General features: G+C 71.8%; 12 protein-coding genes and 1 pseudogene. 9 read left to right on the top strand and 4 right to left on the bottom strand.

The features are described from left to right. Positions 1-215 precede the first annotated feature (215 nt). From ACFV20_RS34895 to ACFV20_RS34885, 3 genes are all read right to left on the bottom strand, one after another. Positions 216-983 (bottom strand): enoyl-CoA hydratase/isomerase family protein, encoded by a 768-nt coding sequence (locus tag ACFV20_RS34895; RefSeq protein WP_385664665.1) that lies wholly within the window; start codon positions 981-983, stop codon positions 216-218. A gap of 81 nt (positions 984-1,064) precedes the next feature. Next, entirely contained in the window at positions 1,065-2,291 is a 1,227-nt protein-coding gene (locus ACFV20_RS34890; protein WP_385664662.1) for an Ig-like domain-containing protein, read from the bottom strand. Between the two features lie 154 nt (positions 2,292-2,445). Beyond that, the gene (locus ACFV20_RS34885) at positions 2,446-3,690 is read right to left on the bottom strand and encodes an Ig-like domain-containing protein (protein WP_385664659.1); all 1,245 of its coding nucleotides are present in this window, start codon (positions 3,688-3,690) and stop codon (positions 2,446-2,448) included. Between the two features lie 190 nt (positions 3,691-3,880). On the opposite strand from ACFV20_RS34885, the gene glgX reads away from it, so the two are divergent. From glgX to ACFV20_RS34850, 7 genes and pseudogenes are all read left to right on the top strand, one after another. Further along, positions 3,881-6,133: a glycogen debranching protein GlgX gene (gene glgX, locus ACFV20_RS34880; protein WP_385664656.1), complete on the top strand. Its 2,253-nt coding sequence runs from the start codon at positions 3,881-3,883 to the stop codon at positions 6,131-6,133. 264 nt (positions 6,134-6,397) lie between these two features. Next, positions 6,398-8,194 (top strand): ABC transporter ATP-binding protein, encoded by a 1,797-nt coding sequence (locus tag ACFV20_RS34875; protein ID WP_385664653.1) that lies wholly within the window; start codon positions 6,398-6,400, stop codon positions 8,192-8,194. After that, positions 8,191-10,053 (top strand): ABC transporter ATP-binding protein, encoded by a 1,863-nt coding sequence (locus ACFV20_RS34870; protein ID WP_385664650.1) that lies wholly within the window; start codon positions 8,191-8,193, stop codon positions 10,051-10,053. Before ACFV20_RS34875 ends, ACFV20_RS34870 begins: the two co-directional genes overlap by 4 nt. Before the next feature lie 8 nt (positions 10,054-10,061). After that, positions 10,062-10,277: pseudogene (locus tag ACFV20_RS34865) on the top strand (ABC transporter ATP-binding protein); the annotation flags it as partial. Between the two features lie 210 nt (positions 10,278-10,487). Continuing rightward, positions 10,488-12,539 carry a M4 family metallopeptidase gene (locus tag ACFV20_RS34860; RefSeq protein ID WP_385664647.1) on the top strand — a complete coding sequence of 684 codons (2,052 nt, stop codon included), beginning with the start codon at positions 10,488-10,490 and terminating at the stop codon, positions 12,537-12,539. Between the two features lie 220 nt (positions 12,540-12,759). After that, complete coding sequence (locus ACFV20_RS34855) at positions 12,760-14,406, top strand: M4 family metallopeptidase (protein ID WP_385664644.1); 1,647 nt, start codon at positions 12,760-12,762, stop codon at positions 14,404-14,406. A gap of 68 nt (positions 14,407-14,474) precedes the next feature. Further along, positions 14,475-15,005: a DUF1990 family protein gene (locus ACFV20_RS34850; protein WP_385664641.1), complete on the top strand. Its 531-nt coding sequence runs from the start codon at positions 14,475-14,477 to the stop codon at positions 15,003-15,005. A 50-nt stretch (positions 15,006-15,055) separates the two neighbouring features. Here the strand turns inward: ACFV20_RS34850 and ACFV20_RS34845 are convergent, their stop codons facing one another. Next, positions 15,056-17,674 carry a glycosyltransferase family 1 protein gene (locus tag ACFV20_RS34845; protein WP_385664639.1) on the bottom strand — a complete coding sequence of 873 codons (2,619 nt, stop codon included), beginning with the start codon at positions 17,672-17,674 and terminating at the stop codon, positions 15,056-15,058. A 280-nt stretch (positions 17,675-17,954) separates the two neighbouring features. On the opposite strand from ACFV20_RS34845, the gene ACFV20_RS34840 reads away from it, so the two are divergent. Together ACFV20_RS34840 and ACFV20_RS34835 are read left to right on the top strand one after the other, a co-directional pair. Continuing rightward, positions 17,955-19,157, top strand: a complete 1,203-nt coding sequence (locus ACFV20_RS34840) for a S8 family peptidase (RefSeq protein ID WP_385664635.1) — start codon at positions 17,955-17,957, stop codon at positions 19,155-19,157. A gap of 214 nt (positions 19,158-19,371) precedes the next feature. After that, the coding region (locus tag ACFV20_RS34835; RefSeq protein ID WP_385664632.1) for a maltotransferase domain-containing protein at positions 19,372-20,160 on the top strand (789 nt) is incomplete at its 3' end.

The raw sequence follows: 20,160 nt of genomic DNA, 5'->3' as shown, positions 1-20,160 counted from the left end.
GGAACGAGGGGTGGACCGACGATCATCCGTCATATGACAATGGCATCTCGAAGCCGCAGGAACCCACCCTGACCTGCTGGAACGTCATATTCCGGCACGATCGCCGGACTCTCCCGTTCCGGCACGCTTAAGGCTGCCTTAAGGCTGTCATAAACCGCCCCATCGAGGGATCCCGGGTCCGACACCGTGTCAATTGCAAGCCCCTGGAGGAATGTTCAGAGGAACTTCGCCTTGCCCGGCCCCTCCTCCACGAAGCTGCGCATCCCGCGCTCACGGTCCTCGGTGGCGAACAGACCCGCGAACCAGTTCCGTTCGATCGCGAGGCCGGTGTCGATGTCCGTCTCCAGACCGGTGTCGATCGACTCCTTCGCGGCGCGCAGCGCGAGCGCCGGGCCCTGCGCCAGCTTCGCGGCCCAGGCGTGAGCCTGGGTGTACACCTCGTCGGCGGGGACGACCCGGTCGACCAGGCCGATCTCACGGGCCTCCTCGGCCTTCACCATCCGGCCCGTGAAGATGAGGTCCTTGGCCTTGGAGGGGCCGACCAGGCGGGCCAGGCGCTGGGTGCCGCCGGCGCCGGGGATCAGGCCGAGCAGGATCTCCGGCTGGCCGAGCTTGGCGTTCTCGCCGGCGATGCGGAAGTCCGCGCACAGGGCGAGTTCACAGCCGCCGCCCAGCGCGTACCCGGTCACGGCCGCGACGACCGGCTTGGGGATGCGGGCCACCGCCGTGAACGAGTCCTGCAGGGCGCGGGCGCGCAGGACCATCGCGGTGTGGTCCATCGCCTGCATCTCCTTGATGTCCGCGCCGGCCGCGAACACCTTCTCGCCGCCGTAGATCACCACGGCCCGCACGTCCTCGCGGCGCGTGGCCTCCTCGGCGAGTTCCTTCAGCCGGTCCTGCGTGGCGATGTCCAGCGCGTTCATGGGCGGGCGGTCGAGACGGATCGTGCCGACGCCTTCAGCGACTTCGAGAGAGACGGTCATAGGCAGCAGGTTAACCACGACTAACGGGTGAGGCCCCGGTGCGGTCCGTCACACCGGGGCCCTCTTGCCTGCGGCGCAGACCTACTTCTTCCACTTCTCCCAGGACATGTTCCAGCCGTTGAGGCCGTTGTCCGGGTCGACGATCCGGTCCTTCGAGTTCTTGACGACCACCACGTCGCCGACCATCGAGTGGTTGAAGAACCAGGCGGCCGGCACCTTCTTGTCCCAGCCGCCGCGCACGTCGCGCAGACCGATGCAGCCGTGGCTGGCGTTGTAGTTGCCGAAGGCGCCGCTCGCCCAGTAGTTGCCGTGCAGGAAGGTGCCGGACGTGGTGAGGCGGACGGCGTGCGGGACGTCCTTGATGTCGTACTCGCCGCCGTAGCCGACCGTCTCGCCGTTCATCCGGGTGACCGTGAGCATCTCGCTGATGACCATCTGGCCGTTCCAGGTCTCCATGCCGGGCTGGCCGGTGGTGACGGGGATGGTCTTGACGGTCTTGCCGTCCTGCGTGACCTTCATCGTGAGCTTCTTGGCGTCGACGACGGAGACCTGGTTGCGGCCGATGGTGAACTTCACCGTCTTGTCCTGCTCGCCGTAGACGCCGGAGCGGCCCTCGACGCCGTCGAGGTTCAGGTCGACGGTCACCTTGGTGCCGGGCTTCCAGTACTTCTCGGGGCGGAAGTCGAGGCGGTCGTTGCCGAACCAGTGGCCCTCGACGTCGACGGCCGGCTCCGTCTTGATGCGGATGGCCTTCTCGACGTCCTCGGGGTGGGTGATGCCCCGGGAGAAGCGGAGGGAGAACGGCATTCCGACGCCGACCTCGGAGCCGTCCTCGGGGGTGAAGGTGCCGGTGAAGGTGTTCTCCGGGGTCAGCGTGGTGAAGCCCGCGTCCTCCGCGGCGGTGCGGCCCTCGGAGTCCTTGGCGACCGCGTGGACCGTGTACTTGGTGGCTCCGGCCAGATGGGTGGACGGCGTCCAGCTGGCGCCGTCCTTGGATATCTCGCCGTCGACCTTCCTGCCCTCGGCGTCCTTGACCTCGACCTCGGTCAGCCTGCCCTTCGCCGCGGTGACCTTCAGCGCCCCGCTCGTGTCGACGGACTTGGCCCCGTCCTTCGGGGTGATGCCGACGACGGCCTCGGACTGCTTGCTCTGCGCGCTGCCCGCGTCCTTGCCCTTGCCGTCGCCCCCGCCGGAGCCGTCCGCCCCGCCGCCGCATGCCGTCACGGCGAGCAGCAGCACGCCGGCCGCCGACGCGAGTGCCGCGTTCCTGCGCCCAACCGACGCCCCCGATATCGGTCGCCCGTTCACGTGGTTCTCCCCTCCCAGGGCCTGGTCAGGCCCGCACCCCGCGCGTCCCCCGCGCGTCGGCGAATAGTAACCACAGGGTGCACGGCACCGGCGGCCCGCGATTGTCACTGTTCGGTCCCAACAGATCGCCGGCTCAACCCGCCCCCTTGTCGGGCTACTTCACCGCACTGCCCGCCTTCCATGCATTCCAGCCCATATTCCATCCTCCGAGACCATTGTCGGGAGCGACCTTCTTGTCATTGCTGTTGACGACCTCGACGACGTCCCCGACGAGGCTGCGGTCGAAGAACCAGCCGGCCGGGGTGTCCGCCCCGCCGCCCTTCACGTCGCGCAGCCCGATGCAGCCGTGGCTGACGTTGGTGCGGCCGAACACGGTGTGGTGGGCCCAGTAGTTGCCGTGCAGGAAGGTGCCGGAGTCGGTCAGGCGCATGGCATGCGGAACGTCCGGGATGTCGTACTCGCCCTTGCCGTTCCGCTTCTTGAAGCCGACCGTGGCGCCGTTCATGCGGGTGACGTCGAGCATCTCCGTCACCACCATCTTGCCGTTGTAGGTGGTGTTCCCGGGCGCGCCCGCCGTGACGGGCACGGTGGCCAGGGGCTCGCCGTCGCGCCGGACCTCCATGGAGTGCGCGGCGGCGTCGACCACGGAGACCTGGCTGCGGCCGACGGTGAAGGAGAACGTCTTGTGCTGGAGGCCGTAGACGCCGGGTGCGCCCTCGACGTCGCGCAGGTTCAGGGCGACGGTGACCTGGGTGCCGGGCTTCCAGTAGTCCCGGGGGCGGAAGTCGAGGCGGGCCGCGCCGAACCAGTGCGGGCGGATCTCCACGGGCGGGCGGGCGGTGACCCGGACCGCGCGTTCGACGGCGGCCCGGTCGGTGATCTCGCGGTTGAACTCCAGGGAGACGATCATGCCGGTGCCGACCGTGGCGCGGTTCTCGGGGGCGACGTAGCCGATGAAGCGCTCCTCGGGGACGTGGGTGGTGAAGGTGGTGTGCCGGGCCGAGCGGTGCCCGTCGCCGTCCACGGCCACCGCGTCGACGGTGTACTTGGCGGCCAGCGCGAGCCGCTTCTCGTCGGGTTCCCAGGTCAGGCCGTCCGCGGAGAGGTGCCCGGGCACCCGGGTCTCCTGCGCGTCCTGCGACCTGACGACCTTCACCTTCTCCAGCCGCCCGTCGGGCACGCGCACCCGCAGCGTCCTGCCGGGGCGCACACCCCTGCTGCCGTCGCCGGGCGAGACCTTGATGACGTCCTCGGGCGCCGGGGGCGCGCCGAACGCCCCGGCGATCCCGCTCGCGTCGTCCGAGGTACACCCGGTGGCCCCGGCAAGGAGCCCTGCCCATGTCACTACGGCGGCCAGCGCGGCCCTCGCGCGCCGCGCGCGCCCTTGTACGTGCCTCACGCGGTGCCCAACGACCGGCCGTGTCCCCGGGAAACGACCATGCCCGCCCCCGGGGAAACGTGAGTGCGACGCATGCTCTGGGCAGAACAGTGGGGAGGACGACGCGCAGGGGAGCCGCGACCCGGGCCGCAGCACAGGACCGCACCTCCCTTGTCCCCCGTCGTCCCACGAGCCGGTGGGAGGCTGACAGGTGTCCAGCGCAGCCGAGCAGGAGGCGGTGGCCGGTCATCGGGCCACCGGGAACGGGCGCCAGGCCGCCGCCGTGAACGGGGCGCGGCGGGCCGCGCCACCGCCCACCGTGCCCGCGTGGCCGGGCGCGCCCACCCCGCTGGGTGCCCGGTTCCGGGCCGGCCCGGACGGGGTGGCGGGCACCAACTTCGCGTTGTGGGCGGGCGGGGCCGAAGGCGTCGAGCTGTGCCTGTTCGACGACACTGGCAAGGAGTCGCGGGTCCGGCTCGCCGAGCTGACCCACGAGATCTGGCACGGCTTCGTCCCCGGTGTGCTGCCCGGGCAGCGCTACGGCTACCGGGTGCACGGCCGCTGGGACCCGTGGACCGGCGCCCGCTGGAACCCGGCGAAGCTGCTGCTCGACCCCTACGCCCGCGCGGTCGACGGCGACTTCGGCCTGCCGCCGGAGGTGTACGGGCACGTCCGCGACTGGCCGCAGCAGCATGTCGCCGACACCGTGCGCGACGACCGGGACTCGGCGCCGTACGTGCCGAAGGGTGTCGTCGTCCACGATGACGACGACTGGGCCGACGACCGCCGGCCGAAGACGCCGTGGGCGGACTCGGTGATCTACGAACTGCACGTCAAGGGCTTCACCCGGCTCCACCCCGGCATCCCCGAGGAGCTGCGCGGCACCTACGCCGGTCTCGCGCACCCGGCGGCGATCGAGCACCTGGTGAAGCTGGGTGTGACGGCGGTGGAGCTGCTGCCGGTGCACCAGTTCGCCCACGAGGACCACCTGCTGCGCAGGAGCCTCAGGAACTACTGGGGCTACAACTCCATCGGCTACTTCGCGCCGCACGCCGCCTACGCGGCCTCCGGGACCGCCGGACAGCAGGTCGGCGAGTTCAAGCGGATGGTGCGCGCCCTGCACGCGGCCGGGATCGAGGTCATCCTCGACGTGGTCTACAACCACACCGCGGAGGCGGGCGAGCTGGGCCCGACGCTGTCCCTGAAGGGCATCGACAACCGCGGCTACTACCGCCTCCAGGACGACGCCCGCCGCTACGCCGACTACACCGGCTGCGGCAACACCCTGCACGTGGTCCAGCCGCAGGTGCTGCGCCTGATCACGGACTCGCTGCGCTACTGGGTCACCGAGATGGGCGTGGACGGCTTCCGCTTCGACCTGGCGGCGGCCCTGGCCCGCTCCATGCACGACGTCGACATGCTCTCCCCGTTCCTGGCGGTGATCGCCCAGGACCCGGTGCTGCGCCGGGTGAAGCTGATCGCCGAGCCGTGGGACGTGGGGTCGGGCGGCTACCAGGTGGGGGCGTTCCCCCCGCTGTGGACGGAGTGGAACGACCGGTACCGCAACGCCGTGCGGGACTTCTGGCGGCACGCGCTGCCGGACGTCCGGGAGATGGGCTACCGCCTGTCGGGCTCCAGCGACCTGTACGCCTGGGGCGGGCGCAGGCCGTACGCGTCGGTCAACTTCATCACCGCGCACGACGGTTTCACCCTGCGCGACCTGGTGTCCTACGAGCGCAAGCACAACGAGGCCAACGGCGAGGGCAACCGGGACGGCACGGACGACAACCGGGCCTGGAACTGCGGCGCCGAGGGCGAGACGGACGACGAGGGCGTACGGGCGCTCAGGCGGCGCCAGCTGCGGAACCTGCTGACCACCCTGCTGCTGTCGACGGGCGTGCCGATGCTGGTCGCGGGCGACGAACTGGGGCGCACCCAGCGCGGCAACAACAACGCCTACTGCCAGGACAACGAGATCGGCTGGCTGGACTGGGAGCTGCTGGAGGACCCCGGCTGGCAGGCCCTGTTCGCGTTGACCTCCCGGCTGATCGCGCTGCGCCACCGGCATCCGGTGCTCAGGCGCCGGGCGTTCTTCTCGGGCCGGGCCCAGACCGCGGACGGGCTGCGCGACCTGGCGTGGTTCACCTCCCGGGGCACGGAGATGACCGAGCAGGACTGGTACGCGCCCGCAGCCACGCTGGGCATGTATCTGTCCGGCCGGGACATCCCGGGCCGTGACGAGCGCGGGGAGCAGATCCTCGACGACAGCTTCCTGGCCGTGCTGCACGCGGGCGAGGGTCCGGTCGACTTCGTGCTGCCGGGGCCGCCCTGGGCCGAGCGCTACGAGGTGGTCGTGGACACGAGCCTGGAGGAGCAGGGCGAGGCGCCCGCCGTGGAGCACCGGGCGGGTGCGGAGATCACGATGCCGGCGCGGGCGGTCCTGCTGCTGCGGGTGACGGGGTGATCCCGGCTAGCCGAGAATGCCCCGGTCGTAGGCGACCGCCACGGCCGCCACGGCCGTCGCGCTCGAACGGGCATCGGCCGATCGGCTGATGCGGCCGTGCGGCCCCCGGGGGATGGCGTCGTGCGGTCCCGGTGTGGCGCCGCGGGCCCGGCCGGCCGGCGCCGTCCGGTCTGTCGAACATGCAGGTCGTAGGACCAACGGCTGATGCGGGTCCGGCGGAAACTCGGTGGGCAGTGTCAGTGGCGATCCGTAGGCTCGCTGCTGATGGCCACGACACCCGCCTCCGCCCAGGACCGTTCCGCCGTGCGTTCGCTGCTGCGCCTGTGGCCGTACGTGCGGCCCGTGCGCGCGCGGCTGTTCAGCGCCGCGTTCGTGGCGATACTCGCCTCCTGCGTGGGCCTGGTGATCCCGCTCGTCCTGAAGTGGATGGTCGACGGCCCGATCGCCCGGCGGGACCCGGCGGGAGTGTGGCTCGGCGCGCTGTACCTGCTGCTGCTCGGCTTCACGGAGGCCCTGCTGTTCGGGCTGCGGCGGTGGCTGGTGGCCCGTCCGCTCACCCACGTCGAGGCGTCCATGCGGGCGGGTCTGTACCGGCACCTGCAGCGGCTGCCGGTGGCCTTCCACGACCGGTGGGCCTCGGGGCAGTTGCTCTCCCGGGCCACCACCGATCTGATGCTGCTCCGCCAGTTCCTCGCCTTTCCGCTGACGTTCCTGCTGGTCAACGGCGTGACGATCGTCGTCGGCGTGGTCATCATGCTGCTCCAGGACTGGACGCTCGGGCTGGTCGTGCTCGGGCCCGCCGTGCCCGTCGTGGTCACCTGCGTGATCTTCGAGAAGCGGTACGCGCAGGTGGCCCGGCGGGCCCAGGACCAGGTCGGCGACCTGACGACGGTCGTCGAGGAGAGTGTGCTCGGCATCCGCGTCGTCAAGGGCTTCGGCCGCCACCGCAGTCAGGCCCGGGCCTTCCGAGACCTGTCGCGCACGCTGCGCGGCACGGAGCTGCGCAAGGCGCGGCTGCTGGCGACGATCTGGGGCGTCATCGTGACGCTGCCGGAGGTCGCGATCGGGGCGGCGCTGGTGGTGGGGGTCGTCCAGGTGGCCGACGGCGCGCTGTCGGCCGGGACGCTGGTGGCGTTCCTGTCGACGGCGCTGGCGCTGCGGTGGCCGGTGGAGTCGATCGGGTTCCTGCTGGCGATGAGCCAGGAGGCGGCGACGGCGACGGAGCGGTTCTTCGAGGTGATGGACGAGGAGACCGAGCACACCGCCTCCGGACACGTCACCTCCGGTGCGCTGACCGGCGCGAAGGACCCGCGGGACACGGGGCTGCGCTTCCGCCACGTCCTGTTCCGCTACCCGGACGCCGAGCCCGGTTCCCCGCCCGTGCTGCAGGACGTCGACCTGCACATCCGCTCCGGTGAGTCCATGGCCCTGGTCGGTGCCACCGGCAGCGGCAAGTCCACTCTCACCGCGCTCGTCCCCCGTCTCCACGAGGTGACCTCGGGCCGCATCACCCTCGACGGCGTCGACATCACGGAGCTGTCCCGCGAAGCCCTGCGCGCCAAGGTCGCGATGGCCTTCGAGGAGCCCACCCTGTTCTCGGCGACGGTCGGCGACAACGTTCTCATGGGGGCGGACGGCAGCGCCGGGACGGCGGACCTGGAGCGCGCCTTGTCCGTCGCCCAGGCCGACTTCGCGCACGCCCTGCCCCAGGGCACCGACACCCAGGTGGGCGAGCAGGGCCTCAGCCTCTCCGGTGGGCAGCGCCAGCGTCTCGCCCTGGCCCGGGCGGTCGTCGGACAGCCGGAGTTCCTCGTCCTGGACGACCCGCTGTCGGCGCTGGACGTGCACACCGAGGCCGCCGTGGAGGCCGCTCTGCGGCAGGTCCTCGCGGACACCACCGCCCTGATCGTGGCGCACCGCCCGTCGACCGTGCTGCTCGCCGACCGGGTCGCCTTGCTGTCCGGCGGCCGGATCGCCGCGGTCGGCACCCACCACGAACTGCTGCGCACGAACGCCGAGTACGCGCATCTGATGTCAGGGGTAGAGGAGGGCGCACGATGACGACGGCCACCGGCGCACCGGCCGACGGCAAGCCCGGCGAGCGGCCCGACGACCCGGCCCCCGCCCCCGGCGACCCGTTCGACCGGGACGTCCTGCCCACCCCGCCGGGCGCCACCGGGGCCCTGCTGCGTTCCCTGCTCGCGCCCATGAGGGCCCGGGTGGCGGTCACGACGCTCCTGCTGCTGCTCCAGCAGGCGGTCGTGCAGGCGGGCCCGCTGCTCGTGGCGTACGCCATCGACCGCGGTGTGCCGGCGTTCCGGGCGCAGGACCACGGGCCGCTGATCGCGGTGGGCGTCGCGTATCTGGCGTGCGCGCTGGCCGCCGGCGGGCTGCAGTTCGCCTTCGTCGCCGCCGCGGCCCGGGTCAGCCAGGACGTGCTGCTGGAGCTGCGCGGCCGGATCTTCCGCCACGCGCAGGCGCTGAGCGTCGACTTCCACGAGCGCTACACCTCGGGCCGGCTCATCTCCCGCTCCACGACCGACGTGGAGTCGCTGCGCGAACTGCTGGACGAGGGCCTCCAGGAGCTCGTGACGGTGATCCTGTCCTTCGTCTACATCTCGGCGATGCTGCTCTGGCTCGACCTGGGTCTCGGGAGCGTGGCGGTGGCGTCCCTGGTGCCGCTGTACGCGCTCGTGCGGTGGTACCGGCGGCGGGCCGGGCGGGTGTACCGGGCGCGGTCGACCGCCATCGCGGCCGTGATCGTCAAGTTCGTCGAGACGATGAACGGCATCCGGCCGGTGCGTGCCTTCCGTCGCGAGGCGGCCAACGACGCGGACTTCGGCGAGCTCAACGGGCGGCACGAGCGGGTCAACGGCGACGCTCTGCTGGAGATGGCCCGCTACGTCACCGGTTCGCGGCTGGTCGCCAACACGGCGGTCGCGGCGATCGTCCTGTGGGGCGCCCAGCGGGTCGCGGACGGCACGCTGGCCCTCGGTGTGCTGGCGGCGGCCGTGCTGTACCTGCGGCGGCTCTACGACCCCATCGACCGGCTCGGAATGTTCCTGAACTCCTACCAGTCGGCGGCGGCCTCGCTGGAGAAGATCGCCGGTCTGCTCGCGCAGACGCCGTCGGTCCCCGAGCCGGCCGCTCCCCGGCAGCTTCCGCCGCTGGAGGGCGAGCACCCGGGCCGCGAAGTGGTCTTCGACGGCGTCCGCTTCGGCTACCGCACCGGCGGGGAGGTGCTGCCCGCGTTCGACCTCACGCTGCCGGCGGGGCAGACGGTGGCGGTCGTGGGCTCCACGGGCGCGGGGAAGTCGACGCTGGCCAAGCTGCTGGCCCGGTTCTACGACCCGTCCGGCGGCCGGGTGCTGCTGGACGGCGTCGATCTGCGCGATCTCGCCGTGCCGGAACTGCGGCGCGGGGTGGTCATGGTGACGCAGGAGACGTTCCTGTTCTCCGGCACGGTCGCCGACAACATCGCGATCGGCCGGCCCGACGCCACCCGCGAGGAGATGGAGCAGGCGGCGAAGGAGATCGGCGCGCACGACTTCATCAGCGCCCTGCCCGACGGCTACGACACCGACGTGCGCAAGCGGGGCGGCCGGATCTCCGCCGGGCAGCGGCAACTGGTGGCGTTCGCCCGGGCGTTGCTGGCCGACCCGGCGGTGCTCATCCTCGACGAGGCGACCAGCTCGCTGGACGTGCCCGGGGAGCGTGCGGTGCAGCGGGCCATGGCGACGGTACTGAAGGGGCGTACGGCCGTGGTCATCGCGCACCGGCTGTCGACCGTGGAGATCGCGGACCGGGTCCTGGTGATGGAACGCGGCCGGATCGTGGAGGACGGCGAACCGGCCGAACTCATCGCGGGGACAGGCCGTTTCGCGGATCTGCACCGGGCGTGGCGGGACAGTCTCGCGTAGAGCCGCGATCGACGACCGCCCGGCACGACGAACGCGCCCTGGCGGCCGTCCTCGAAGGGCGCACCGTCATCGCCGTCGCGCATCGGCTGCACACCGCGCACGACACCGACCGGGTGGCGGTGACGGAGGACGGCCGGCCGACCGAACTGGGCACGCACGACGAGCTGGTGGCGGCCGGCGGAGCCTGTGCGGCGCTGTGGCACCCCTGGCACGGGGACCCGTCCGGACCAGGCCGAGCGCCCGCCCGGCGAAGCGTCCGCATACCGAACATGAACTTCCGGACAACGGACCGTTTCCGGCCATACTTTTGACGCGGTCCTGACAGAAAGCGCCCTCCCCTGCCACGCTTCCGACGACTGCTCCACAGGAACCCCACAGCAACACCTCCACCTCCCCAGGCCGGGCGACCCCCGGTCCCGCAGAAGGAGTCAGTGTTGAGAAGCAGTTCCTCACGAAGAGGCACCTCCCACAGACGCACTCCCCACACCACCGCGGCCGTGGCCCTCGCCGGCGTCGCCGCGCTGATCGCCGCGGCCGTCCAGAGCGGCACCGCCGTGGCGGCCCCCGAACAGGCACCGGCGGCCGCGAGCAAGGCGAACCCCGGCGCGGAGTCGGTCAAGCTCAGCCCCGCCCAGCGGGCCGCGCTGATCCGCAAGGCCGAGTCCCGCGCGGCGCAGACGGCCCGCGACCTGGGCCTGGGCGCCAAGGAGAAGCTGGTCGTCCGTGACGTCGTGAAGGACGCCGACGGCACGGTCCACACCCGCTACGAGCGCACCTACGACGGCCTGCGCGTCCTCGGCGGCGACCTCGTCGTCAAGGCCACCGGGTCCGGTGCGACCAAGGCGGTCGTCAAGGCCACCCGCGCCGCCATCAAGCCGGCCACCACCACCGCCGCCGTCTCCGCCGCCAAGGCGCAGAAGCAGGCGCTGGCCCTGGCGAAGGCGGACGACACCAGGAGCGCCGACGTCGACAAGGCGCCGCGCAAGGTGATCTGGGCGGCCGACGGCAAGCCCACCCTCGCCTACGAGACCGTCGTGGGAGGCCTCCAGAAGGACGGCACCCCGAACGAGCTGCACGTGATCACCGACGCCGCCACGGGTGCCGAGCTCTTCGAGTACCAGGGCATCGAGAACGGCACCGGCAACACGATGTACAGCGGCACGGTGACGCTCGGCACCACGCAGTCCGGGTCGACGTACAACCTCACGGACGGCGCGCGCGGCGGCCACAAGACCTACAACCTCAACCGCGGCACCTCCGGCACCGGCACCCTGTTCTCGGGCCCGGACGACGTGTGGGGCAACGGCAGCGCCTCCAACACGGAGACCGCGGGCGCGGACGCGCACTACGGTGCCGCGCTGACGTGGGACTACTACAAGAACGTGCACGGGCGTTCGGGCATCCGGGGCGACGGCGTCGGCGCCTACTCCCGCGTCCACTACGGCAACAACTACGTCAACGCGTTCTGGTCCGACAGCTGCTTCTGCATGACCTACGGCGACGGCTCGGGCAACACCCACCCGCTGACGTCGATCGACGTGGCCGGTCACGAGATGACCCACGGCGTCACGTCCAACACCGCGGGCCTCGTCTACAGCGGCGAGTCCGGCGGTCTGAACGAGGCCACCTCCGACATCTTCGGATCGACGGTCGAGTTCTACGCGAACAACAGCTCCGACGTCGGTGACTACCTCATCGGCGAGGAGATCGACATCAACGGCGACGGCAGCCCGCTGCGCTACATGGACAAGCCCAGCAAGGACGGCGCGTCCAAGGACAGCTGGTACTCGGGCATCGGCTCGGTCGACGTGCACTACTCGTCGGGCCCCGCCAACCACTTCTTCTACCTGCTCTCCGAGGGCAGTGGCACCAAGACCATCAACGGTGTCACCTACAACTCGCCCACCTCGGACGGCCTTCCGGTCACCGGCATCGGCCGGGACAAGGCGGAGAAGATCTGGTTCCGCGCGCTCACCACGAAGTTCACCTCGAACACCAACTACGCGGGCGCCCGCACCGGCACCCTCGCGGCCACGGGTGAGCTGTACGGCACGGACAGCGCCGAGTACAAGGCGGTCCAGGACGCGTGGGCGGGCGTCAACGTCGGCACCCGCTCCGGCGGCGGGGGCGGCGGCGGCACGTCCTTCGAGAACACCGCCGACGTGGCGATCCCGGACCGCGGCGCGGCGGTCAACTCGCCCGTCACCGTCTCCGGCCGGACGGGCAACGCGCCGTCCAACCTCCAGGTCACCGTGGACATCGTCCACACCTACATCGGTGACCTCAAGGTGGACCTGGTGGCCCCCGACGGCTCGGTGTACACGCTGAAGGGCTACGGCACCGGCGGAAGCGCGGACAACATCAACACCACGTACACGGTGAACGCCTCCTCCGAGGTGGCCAACGGCGTCTGGAACCTCCGGGTCCAGGACAACGCGGCCGTCGACACCGGCTACATCAACAGCTGGAAGCTGACCTTCCCGTAGGCCGGTAGCGCAACAGGCCCTCGCGGCCCTCGAGTCAGGGCGCCGCCCCGGTGGGTTCGAATCCCCCGGGGCGGCGTCCGTTTCACGTGTCCTCGCGTACATCTGGCCGACGAGTTCCGGCCAACATCACGTCTCACTCCTGACATGTACGCGTCTACGGTGCCACTCTTCCCCCACCCCGCACAGCACCACAGCACGTCCCCCACATCGAGGAGCTTGTGTGTCCACCTCTCGCTACGCGCGTCACCGGCGCGCCACGCTCGCCATCGCCACCGCTGTCGCCGCCGGCGCCCTGCTCACCACCGGCCTGACCACCGGCACCAGCGCCGCCGCCGACTCCACGAGCAAGCCGGCCCTCGCCGCGGCCCCCGTCCTGCTCTCCGCTCCCGCCCGCACCGCGCTCATCCAGGAGCAGCAGGCCGACGCCGCGAAGACCGCCGACGCGATAGGCCTCGGCGCTCAGGAGAAGCTGGTCGTCAGGGACGTCGTGAAGGACGCCGACGGCACGGTCCACACCCGCTACGAGCGCACCTACGCGGGCCTGCCGGTCCTCGGCGGCGACCTCGTGGTGCACCGATCGAAGTCCGGCGGCGCCCTGGGCGTCACCAGAGCCACCAAGGCGGCCGTGAAGGTCGCCTCGCTCAAGCCCGAGGTCACCGCCGCCAAGGCGGAGAAGCAGGCCGTGTCCCTCGCCAAGGCGGCCGGCTCGGAGAAGACCGAGGCCGACTCCGCCCCGCGCAAGGTGATCTGGGCCGCGAGCGGCAAGCCGGTCCTCGCCTACGAGACCGTCGTCGGCGGCCTCCAGGAGGACGGCACCCCGAACGAGCTGCACGTCATCACCGACGCCGCCACCGGGAAGAAGCTCTACGAGTACCAGGGCATCGAGACCGGCACCGGCAACACCACCTACAGCGGCCAGGTCACCCTCAGCACGACCCAGTCCGGGTCGGCCTACAACCTCACGGACGGCACCCGCGGCGGCCACAAGACCTACAACCTCAACCGCGGCACCTCCGGCACCGGCACCCTGTTCTCCGGCTCCGACGACGTGTGGGGCACCGGCAACCCGTCCAACGCCGAGACCGCCGCCGCCGACGCGCACTACGGCGCCCAGATCACCTGGGACTTCTACAAGAGCGCCTTCGGCCGCAACGGCATCCGCAACGACGGCAAGGGCGCCTACTCGCGGGTCCACTACGGCAACAGCTACGTCAACGCCTTCTGGTCCGACAGCTGCTTCTGCATGACCTACGGCGACGGCTCGGGCAACACCCACCCGCTGACCTCGCTGGACGTGGCCGCGCACGAGATGAGCCACGGCCTGACCGCGGCCACCGCCCGCCTGAACTACAGCGGCGAGTCCGGCGGCCTGAACGAGGCCACCAGCGACATCTTCGGCACGGGCGCCGAGTTCTTCGCGAACAACTCCTCCGACGTCGGTGACTACCTCATCGGCGAGGAGATCGACATCAACGGCGACGGCAGCCCGCTGCGCTACATGGACAAGCCCAGCAAGGACGGCGCGTCCAAGGACGCCTGGTCCTCCAGCCTCGGCGGGGTGGACGTCCACTACTCCTCCGGTCCCGCCAACCACTTCTTCTACCTGCTGTCCGAGGGCAGCGGCTCGAAGACGATCAACGGCGTGACCTACAACTCGCCCACGTCCAACGGCTCCACGGTCACCGGCATCGGCCGCACCAAGGCCCTGCAGATCTGGTACAAGGCGCTGACCACGTACATGACGTCGACGACCAAGTACGCGCAGGCCCGCACCGCGACCCTGAACGCGGCCTCGGCGCTGTACGGGGCGTCCAGCACCGAGTACAAGGCGGTCGCCGCCGCCTGGTCGGCCGTGAACGTCGGCTGACCGAACCACGACCACGGGCGGTACCCGGACCCCGAGCGGGTCCGGGTACCGCCCTAGTCTTGGGGACCGTGTCTCATACGGATCCGCAGGACTTCACCTACGCCGATGTCGGCGCCACCCGTGACCAGGGTTTCTGCCCGCCGGGTTTCCGTCCCATGAACGTACGCACCCGCCTCGGCGAGGGTGAGGAGGTCTTCCGCCGGGCCGCGGAGGCCGTCCTCACCTGGGAGATGCACCGCGCGATGGGCGTCGGCCTCGACGCGAGCGCGGACCGGGCCGCCCCCGGAGTCGACGTCACCGTCACGCTCGCCGGCATGATCAAGGCTCCCTGCCGCGTGGTCTGGACGGTCGAGGAGCCCCGCCGGGCGGGCTGGGCCTACGGCACGCTGCCCGGCCACCCGGAGACCGGCGAGGAGTCCTTCGTGGTCGACCGCACGGGAGACGGCACGGTGTGGCTGACGGTGAACGCGTTCAGCCGGCCGGCCAAGTGGTACGCCAAGGCGGGCGGCCCGGCGACGAGGGGTTTCCAGCACGCGTACGCCCGCCGGTGCGGCAGCGTCCTGCGGAACCTCGCGACGCAGGGTGGTGAGCCCGCCTAGGGGCGCGGGGAACTGCGCGCTCAGCCCCCACGCACCCGCGGACGGCGAACTCACCGCATGAGCAACCCCGCGGCCTCCACCATCTCCTCGGAAGGCCCGGCGACCAGCCCCAACTCCGCGCTCGAGGCCAACAGCCGATGCGCGGGCAGGATCCGCACCGTGTACCCATAAGGCCCGGTGCGATCCAGCGACAAGGGCCCCTCGTACACCCAGCGCCCGTCCTGGTCGGGAGACCCCACCGGCTTCAGGGGCACGACCGTCGCGTCCCCGATCCGGTCCTCCTCGTCCACCCGCCCGGAGACGACCTGCACCTCCACGTCGTCCGGCCCGAGCTCACCGAGCCCGACCCGGACCCGCAGCGCCAGCGTCGTCCCCAGCTCGGCCAGCGCCTCCGACGCCGACGTCTCGACGTGGTCGACGGTCACCCCCGGCCACGCCGCCCGCACCTTCCCCTTCCACGCGGCGAGGTCGCGTGCCGCGTCCGGGCCCGTGGCCCGGTGGGAGAGAGCGGCGGGAGCGTAGAGGCGCTCCACGTACTCGCGGACCATCCGCCCGGCCAGCACCTTCGGCCCGAGCAGACTCAGCGTGTGCCGGACCATCTCGATCCACCGGTCCGGCAACCCGCTCCGCCCGCGCTCGTAGAAGCGGGGCGTCACCCGCTGCTCCAGCAGGTCGTACAGCGCCGCGGCCTCTATGTCGTCCCGGTGGTCCGGGTCGGTCCCGGCGCCGTCGGCCGTGGGGATGGCCCAGCCGAAGTCGGGCTGGAACCACTCGTCCCACCAGCCGTCCAGGACGGACAGATTGAGACAGCCGTTCAGCGCGGCCTTCATGCCGGAGGTGCCGCAGGCCTCCAGCGGCCTCAGCGGGTTGTTCAGCCAGATGTCGCAGCCGGGGTACAGCTTCTGCGCCATGGCCATGCCGTAGTCGGGCAGGAACACGATGCGGTGGCGCACCCGCGGGTCGTCCGTGAACCGCACCAGCTCCTGCACCAGCCGCTTGCCGCCGTCGTCGGCGGGGTGCGCCTTGCCCGCGACGACGATCTGGACCGGCCGCTCGGAGTGCAGCAGCAGATCCATCAGCCGGTCCCGGTCGCGCAGCATCAGCGTCAGCCGCTTGTACGACGGGACGCGCCGGGCGAAGCCGATGGTCAGGACGTCCGGGTCGAGCACCCCGTCGATCCAGCCCAGTTCGGCGGTGCCGGCGCCGCGCTGCCGCCAGGACGCCCGCAGCCGCTCGCGGACCTCCTCGACGAGCTGCTCGCGCAGCACCCGCCGCAGGTCCCAGATGTCCTGGTCGGGAATGTCGGCCACGGAGTCCCAGCGCTCGGAGCCGCCGAGCGTCATCGCCTCCTCGGCACGCCGGTCGCCGATCTGCCGGGCGCCGAGCCGGAACACCTCGGGGGCGACCCAGGTGGGTGCGTGCACCCCGTTGGTGACGGAGGTGATCGGCACCTCGTCGGCGTCGAATCCGGGCCACAGGCCGGAGAACATCTCGCGGCTGACGTTGCCGTGCAGCAGGGAGACGCCGTTGGCGCGCTGGGCCAGGCGCAGGCCCATCACGGCCATGTTGAACAGGTTGGGCTCCCCGCCGGGGTAGCTCTCCATGCCGAGCCGCAGGACGCGGTCGACGTCGATGCGGGGCAGCTCGGCGTCGGGGCCGAAGTGCCGGGCGACCAGCTCCCGGTCGAAGCGGTCGATGCCGGCCGGGACGGGTGTGTGGGTGGTGAAGACGGTCCCGGCCCGGACCGACTCCAGCGCGGCGTCGAAGTCCAGTCCCCGGGCGCAGAGTTCGGCGATGCGCTCCAGGCCGAGGAACCCGGCGTGCCCCTCGTTGGTGTGGAAGACCTCCGGCTCGGGGTGGCCGGTCAGCCGGCAGTACGTCCGTACCGCCCGGACCCCTCCTATGCCGAGGAGCATCTCCTGCAGCAGCCGGTGCTCGCTGCCGCCGCCGTAGAGCCGGTCGGTCACGCCGCGCTCGCCGAGGTCGTTCTCCTCGACGTCGGAGTCCAGCATCAGCAGCGGGACGCGGCCGACCTGCGCCAGCCAGATCCGGGCGTGCAGCTGCCTGCCGCCGGGCAGGGCGAGGGCGACCTGGGCGGGGCTGCCGTCGGGCTCCTCGAGCTGGGCGACGGGGAGTTCGTTCGGGTCGAGGACGGGGTAGTGCTCCTGCTGCCAGCCGTCGCGGGAGAGGGTCTGGCGGAAGTAGCCGTGCCGGTAGAGCAGGCCGACGCCGATCAGCGGGACGCCGAGGTCGCTGGCCGCCTTGAGGTGGTCGCCGGCCAGGATGCCGAGGCCGCCGGAGTACTGGGGCAGGGCGGCCGTGATGCCGAACTCGGGTGAGAAGTAGGCGATCGCGGCGGGCAGTTCGTCGGACTGGGCCTGGTACCAGCGCTCGCCGGTCGTGTAGTCGCGCAGGTCGTCCGCGGCCGCGGCGAGGCGGCGCAGGAACGAGCCGTCCCCGGCGAGCTCCGCCAGCCGTGCGGGCGGCACGCTGCCGAGCAGCCGGACGGGGTCGCCGCCCGAGGCGGCCCACCGCTCGGGGTCCACGGACTTGAACAGGTCCCGGGTCTCCGCGTGCCACGACCAGCGCAGGTTGCGGGCCAGGTCGCTGAGCGGCCGGAGGGGGTCGGGGAGAACGGGTCGGACGGTGAATCGACGGATCGCCTTCACGGGTTCCACCTCGGCGCGTTCGCTTGGATTTCGCAGGGCTTCGACGACGTCTCCTACTGACAGTACCGGCGTCGGCGCCCACGCCGCTGAGGCTCCGCCACCGGACGCCCGATCGGCTTGAACGGCACCATCCGCGGATATGGCCGAATCCGCCCCCATAGGCGTCCTTGTGGTGCTTCACCCGCCACGAGAGGCTGCCTGTGGCGTACCGGCCCCGCGCCCGCCGCACGCGGCGCCCGCGCGGCGGCCGTACGCCGAGTCGAGGAGGGGAACTCGGACCATGGCTCGGACGCGCGAGCGGCGTCTGCGCCGGACGGGGGGCCTGGCGGCGGCGGTCTGCGCCGCGGCGTTTTCGGCCACCACCCTGCCCGCGCACGCCGTACCGGAGGGGCGGATACCCGGCGCCGGATCACCCGGCTCCGTGCACGGCAGTTACCTGGTGACACTGAAGGAGGGCACGCGGGCCCGGTCGGCGGCCGGAAAGGGCCTCGCCGAAAAGTACGGGGTGAGAATCAGCCACACCTACGGCACGGTCCTGAACGGCTACGCGGTCCGGGCGGACGGGAGACAGGCCGGGCGGCTGGCCGCCGATCCGCGGGTCGCCTCGGTCGTCCAGGACACCCGCGTGCGGCTCGAAGGCACCCAGAAGAACCCTCCGTCCTGGGGGCTGGACCGTCTCGACCAGCCGAGGCCGCCGCTGGACCGCAGCTACACCTGGCCCCGGTCGGCCGGGGCGGGGGTGACGGTGTACGTGATCGACACCGGTGTCCGGACGAGCCACCGGGACTTCGCGGGCCGGGCGGGCCACGGCTGGGACTTCGTCGGGAACGACCCGGTCGCCTCGGACGCCAACGGCCACGGCACCCATGTCGCCGGCACGGTCGCCGGGACGGTCCACGGCGTCGCCAAGAAGGCCCGGATCGTCTCCGTACGCGTCCTCGACGCCGCCGGCGCGGGTACCACGGCCCGGGTGATCGCCGGGATCGACTGGGTGACCCGGCACGCGCGCAGGCCCGCGGTCGCCAACCTCAGCCTGGGCGGTCCGCGCAACGAGCGGCTGGACGCCGCCGTCCGCGCCTCGATCGCCTCCGGGGTCACCTACACGGTCGCCGCGGGCAACGACGGCAGGCCGGCCGCCCTGTACTCGCCGGGGAGCGTCGAGCAGGCCGTCACCGTGGGGGCGACCGACCGGGAGGATGCAAAACCGGCCTTCTCCAACGACGGTCCGGCGCTCGATCTGTTCGCCCCGGGCGTCGGCATCACCTCCGCGTCCGCGGCGAGCGACACCGCGCGGGCGACCTGGTCGGGTACCTCGATGGCGTCTCCGCATGCCGCCGGTGTCGCCGCGCTCTTCTTGGCCGATCACCCGAAAGCGACTCCGGCGCAGGTCGGGCGGGCTTTGACGGCCGCAGCGTCGGCCGGGAAGGTCTCCGGCCGGGGCGTCGGTTCGCCGGACAAATTACTGCGGGTGCCGCGCGAGTAGGGCGATGCGGCAGCCACACCGGGGGCCGGCCTCGTCCGTCGCGGACGAGGCCGGTCTTGTGTGTCGACATACGCGTGAGTAGTTAACAACGTGCCGGATTGCCCACCCGAATAGGGTGGGAAGGCTCCTGCGGGTACCCCTCTCAGGAGCACCATGCAGGACCCACCTCCCCACATACATCCGCCTACCCACGTTGACGCGGACAGGAGCGGTCATGCCCGCCAAGCACCATTCGCCAGCACCCCCCAACCGCCGCACCACCGGGGCGCGCGCACCCGGCGGCGAAGCACGCCCCGCGCGCTCGGCCGAGGCGGGCCCACCGGCCTCGCCACCACCTCGCGGCAGCGACACGACCGCCGTCGGACGCATACCGGTCCTGGACGTCCGCCCGGTGGTACTGCGGGGACGCCGGCCGGCGAAGGCCGTCACCGGTGAGACCTTCGAGATCTCGGCGACCGTGTTCCGGGAGGGGCACGACGCGGTCGCCGCCAACGTCGTCCTGAAGGACCCCGAAGGCCGCCCCGGCCCGTGGACCCCGATGCGCGAGCTGGCTCCCGGGACGGACCGGTGGGGTGCCACGGTCACCGCCGGGGAGCCGGGGCTGTGGACGTTCACCGTCGAGGGTTGGGGGGACCCGGTCAGCACCTGGCGGCATCACGCCGAGATCAAGATCCCGGCGGGCATGGACACGGACGTCGTCCTGGAGGAGGGCGCGCGTCTGTACGAGCGGGCGGCCGCCGGTGTGCCCGAGGAGGAGGGGTTGCGCGACGTGATCCGCTCCGCCGTCGACGCCCTGCGGGACGAGGAGCGTCCCGCGGCGTCGCGGCTGGCGGGGGCGCTGACGCCGGAGGTGGACGCGGTGCTGGCCCGCCATCCGCTGCGGGAGCTGGTCACCAGCAGTGAGCCGCTGCCGCTGCTGGTGGAGCGCGAGCGGGCCCTGTACGGCTCCTGGTACGAGTTCTTCCCGCGCTCGGAGGGCACGCGTGAGCAGCCCCACGGCACG

This window comes from Streptomyces sp. NPDC059696 (assembly GCF_042733745.1).
GTDB lineage: Bacteria > Actinomycetota > Actinomycetes > Streptomycetales > Streptomycetaceae > Streptomyces.
The sequence above is the reverse complement of the archived record's forward strand: the minus strand, read 5'-3'. Positions and strand labels throughout refer to the sequence as shown.

Excerpts from the sequence above, each read along its gene's own strand:
- ACFV20_RS34895 (WP_385664665.1), bottom strand. The coding sequence starts at position 983 with ATGACCGTCTCTCTCGAAGTCGCTGAAGGCGTCGGCACGATCCGTCTC.
- ACFV20_RS34875 (WP_385664653.1), top strand. The coding sequence starts at position 6,398 with ATGGCCACGACACCCGCCTCCGCCCAGGACCGTTCCGCCGTGCGTTCG.
- ACFV20_RS34870 (WP_385664650.1), top strand. The coding sequence starts at position 8,191 with ATGACGACGGCCACCGGCGCACCGGCCGACGGCAAGCCCGGCGAGCGG.
- ACFV20_RS34840 (WP_385664635.1), top strand. The coding sequence starts at position 17,955 with ATGGCTCGGACGCGCGAGCGGCGTCTGCGCCGGACGGGGGGCCTGGCG.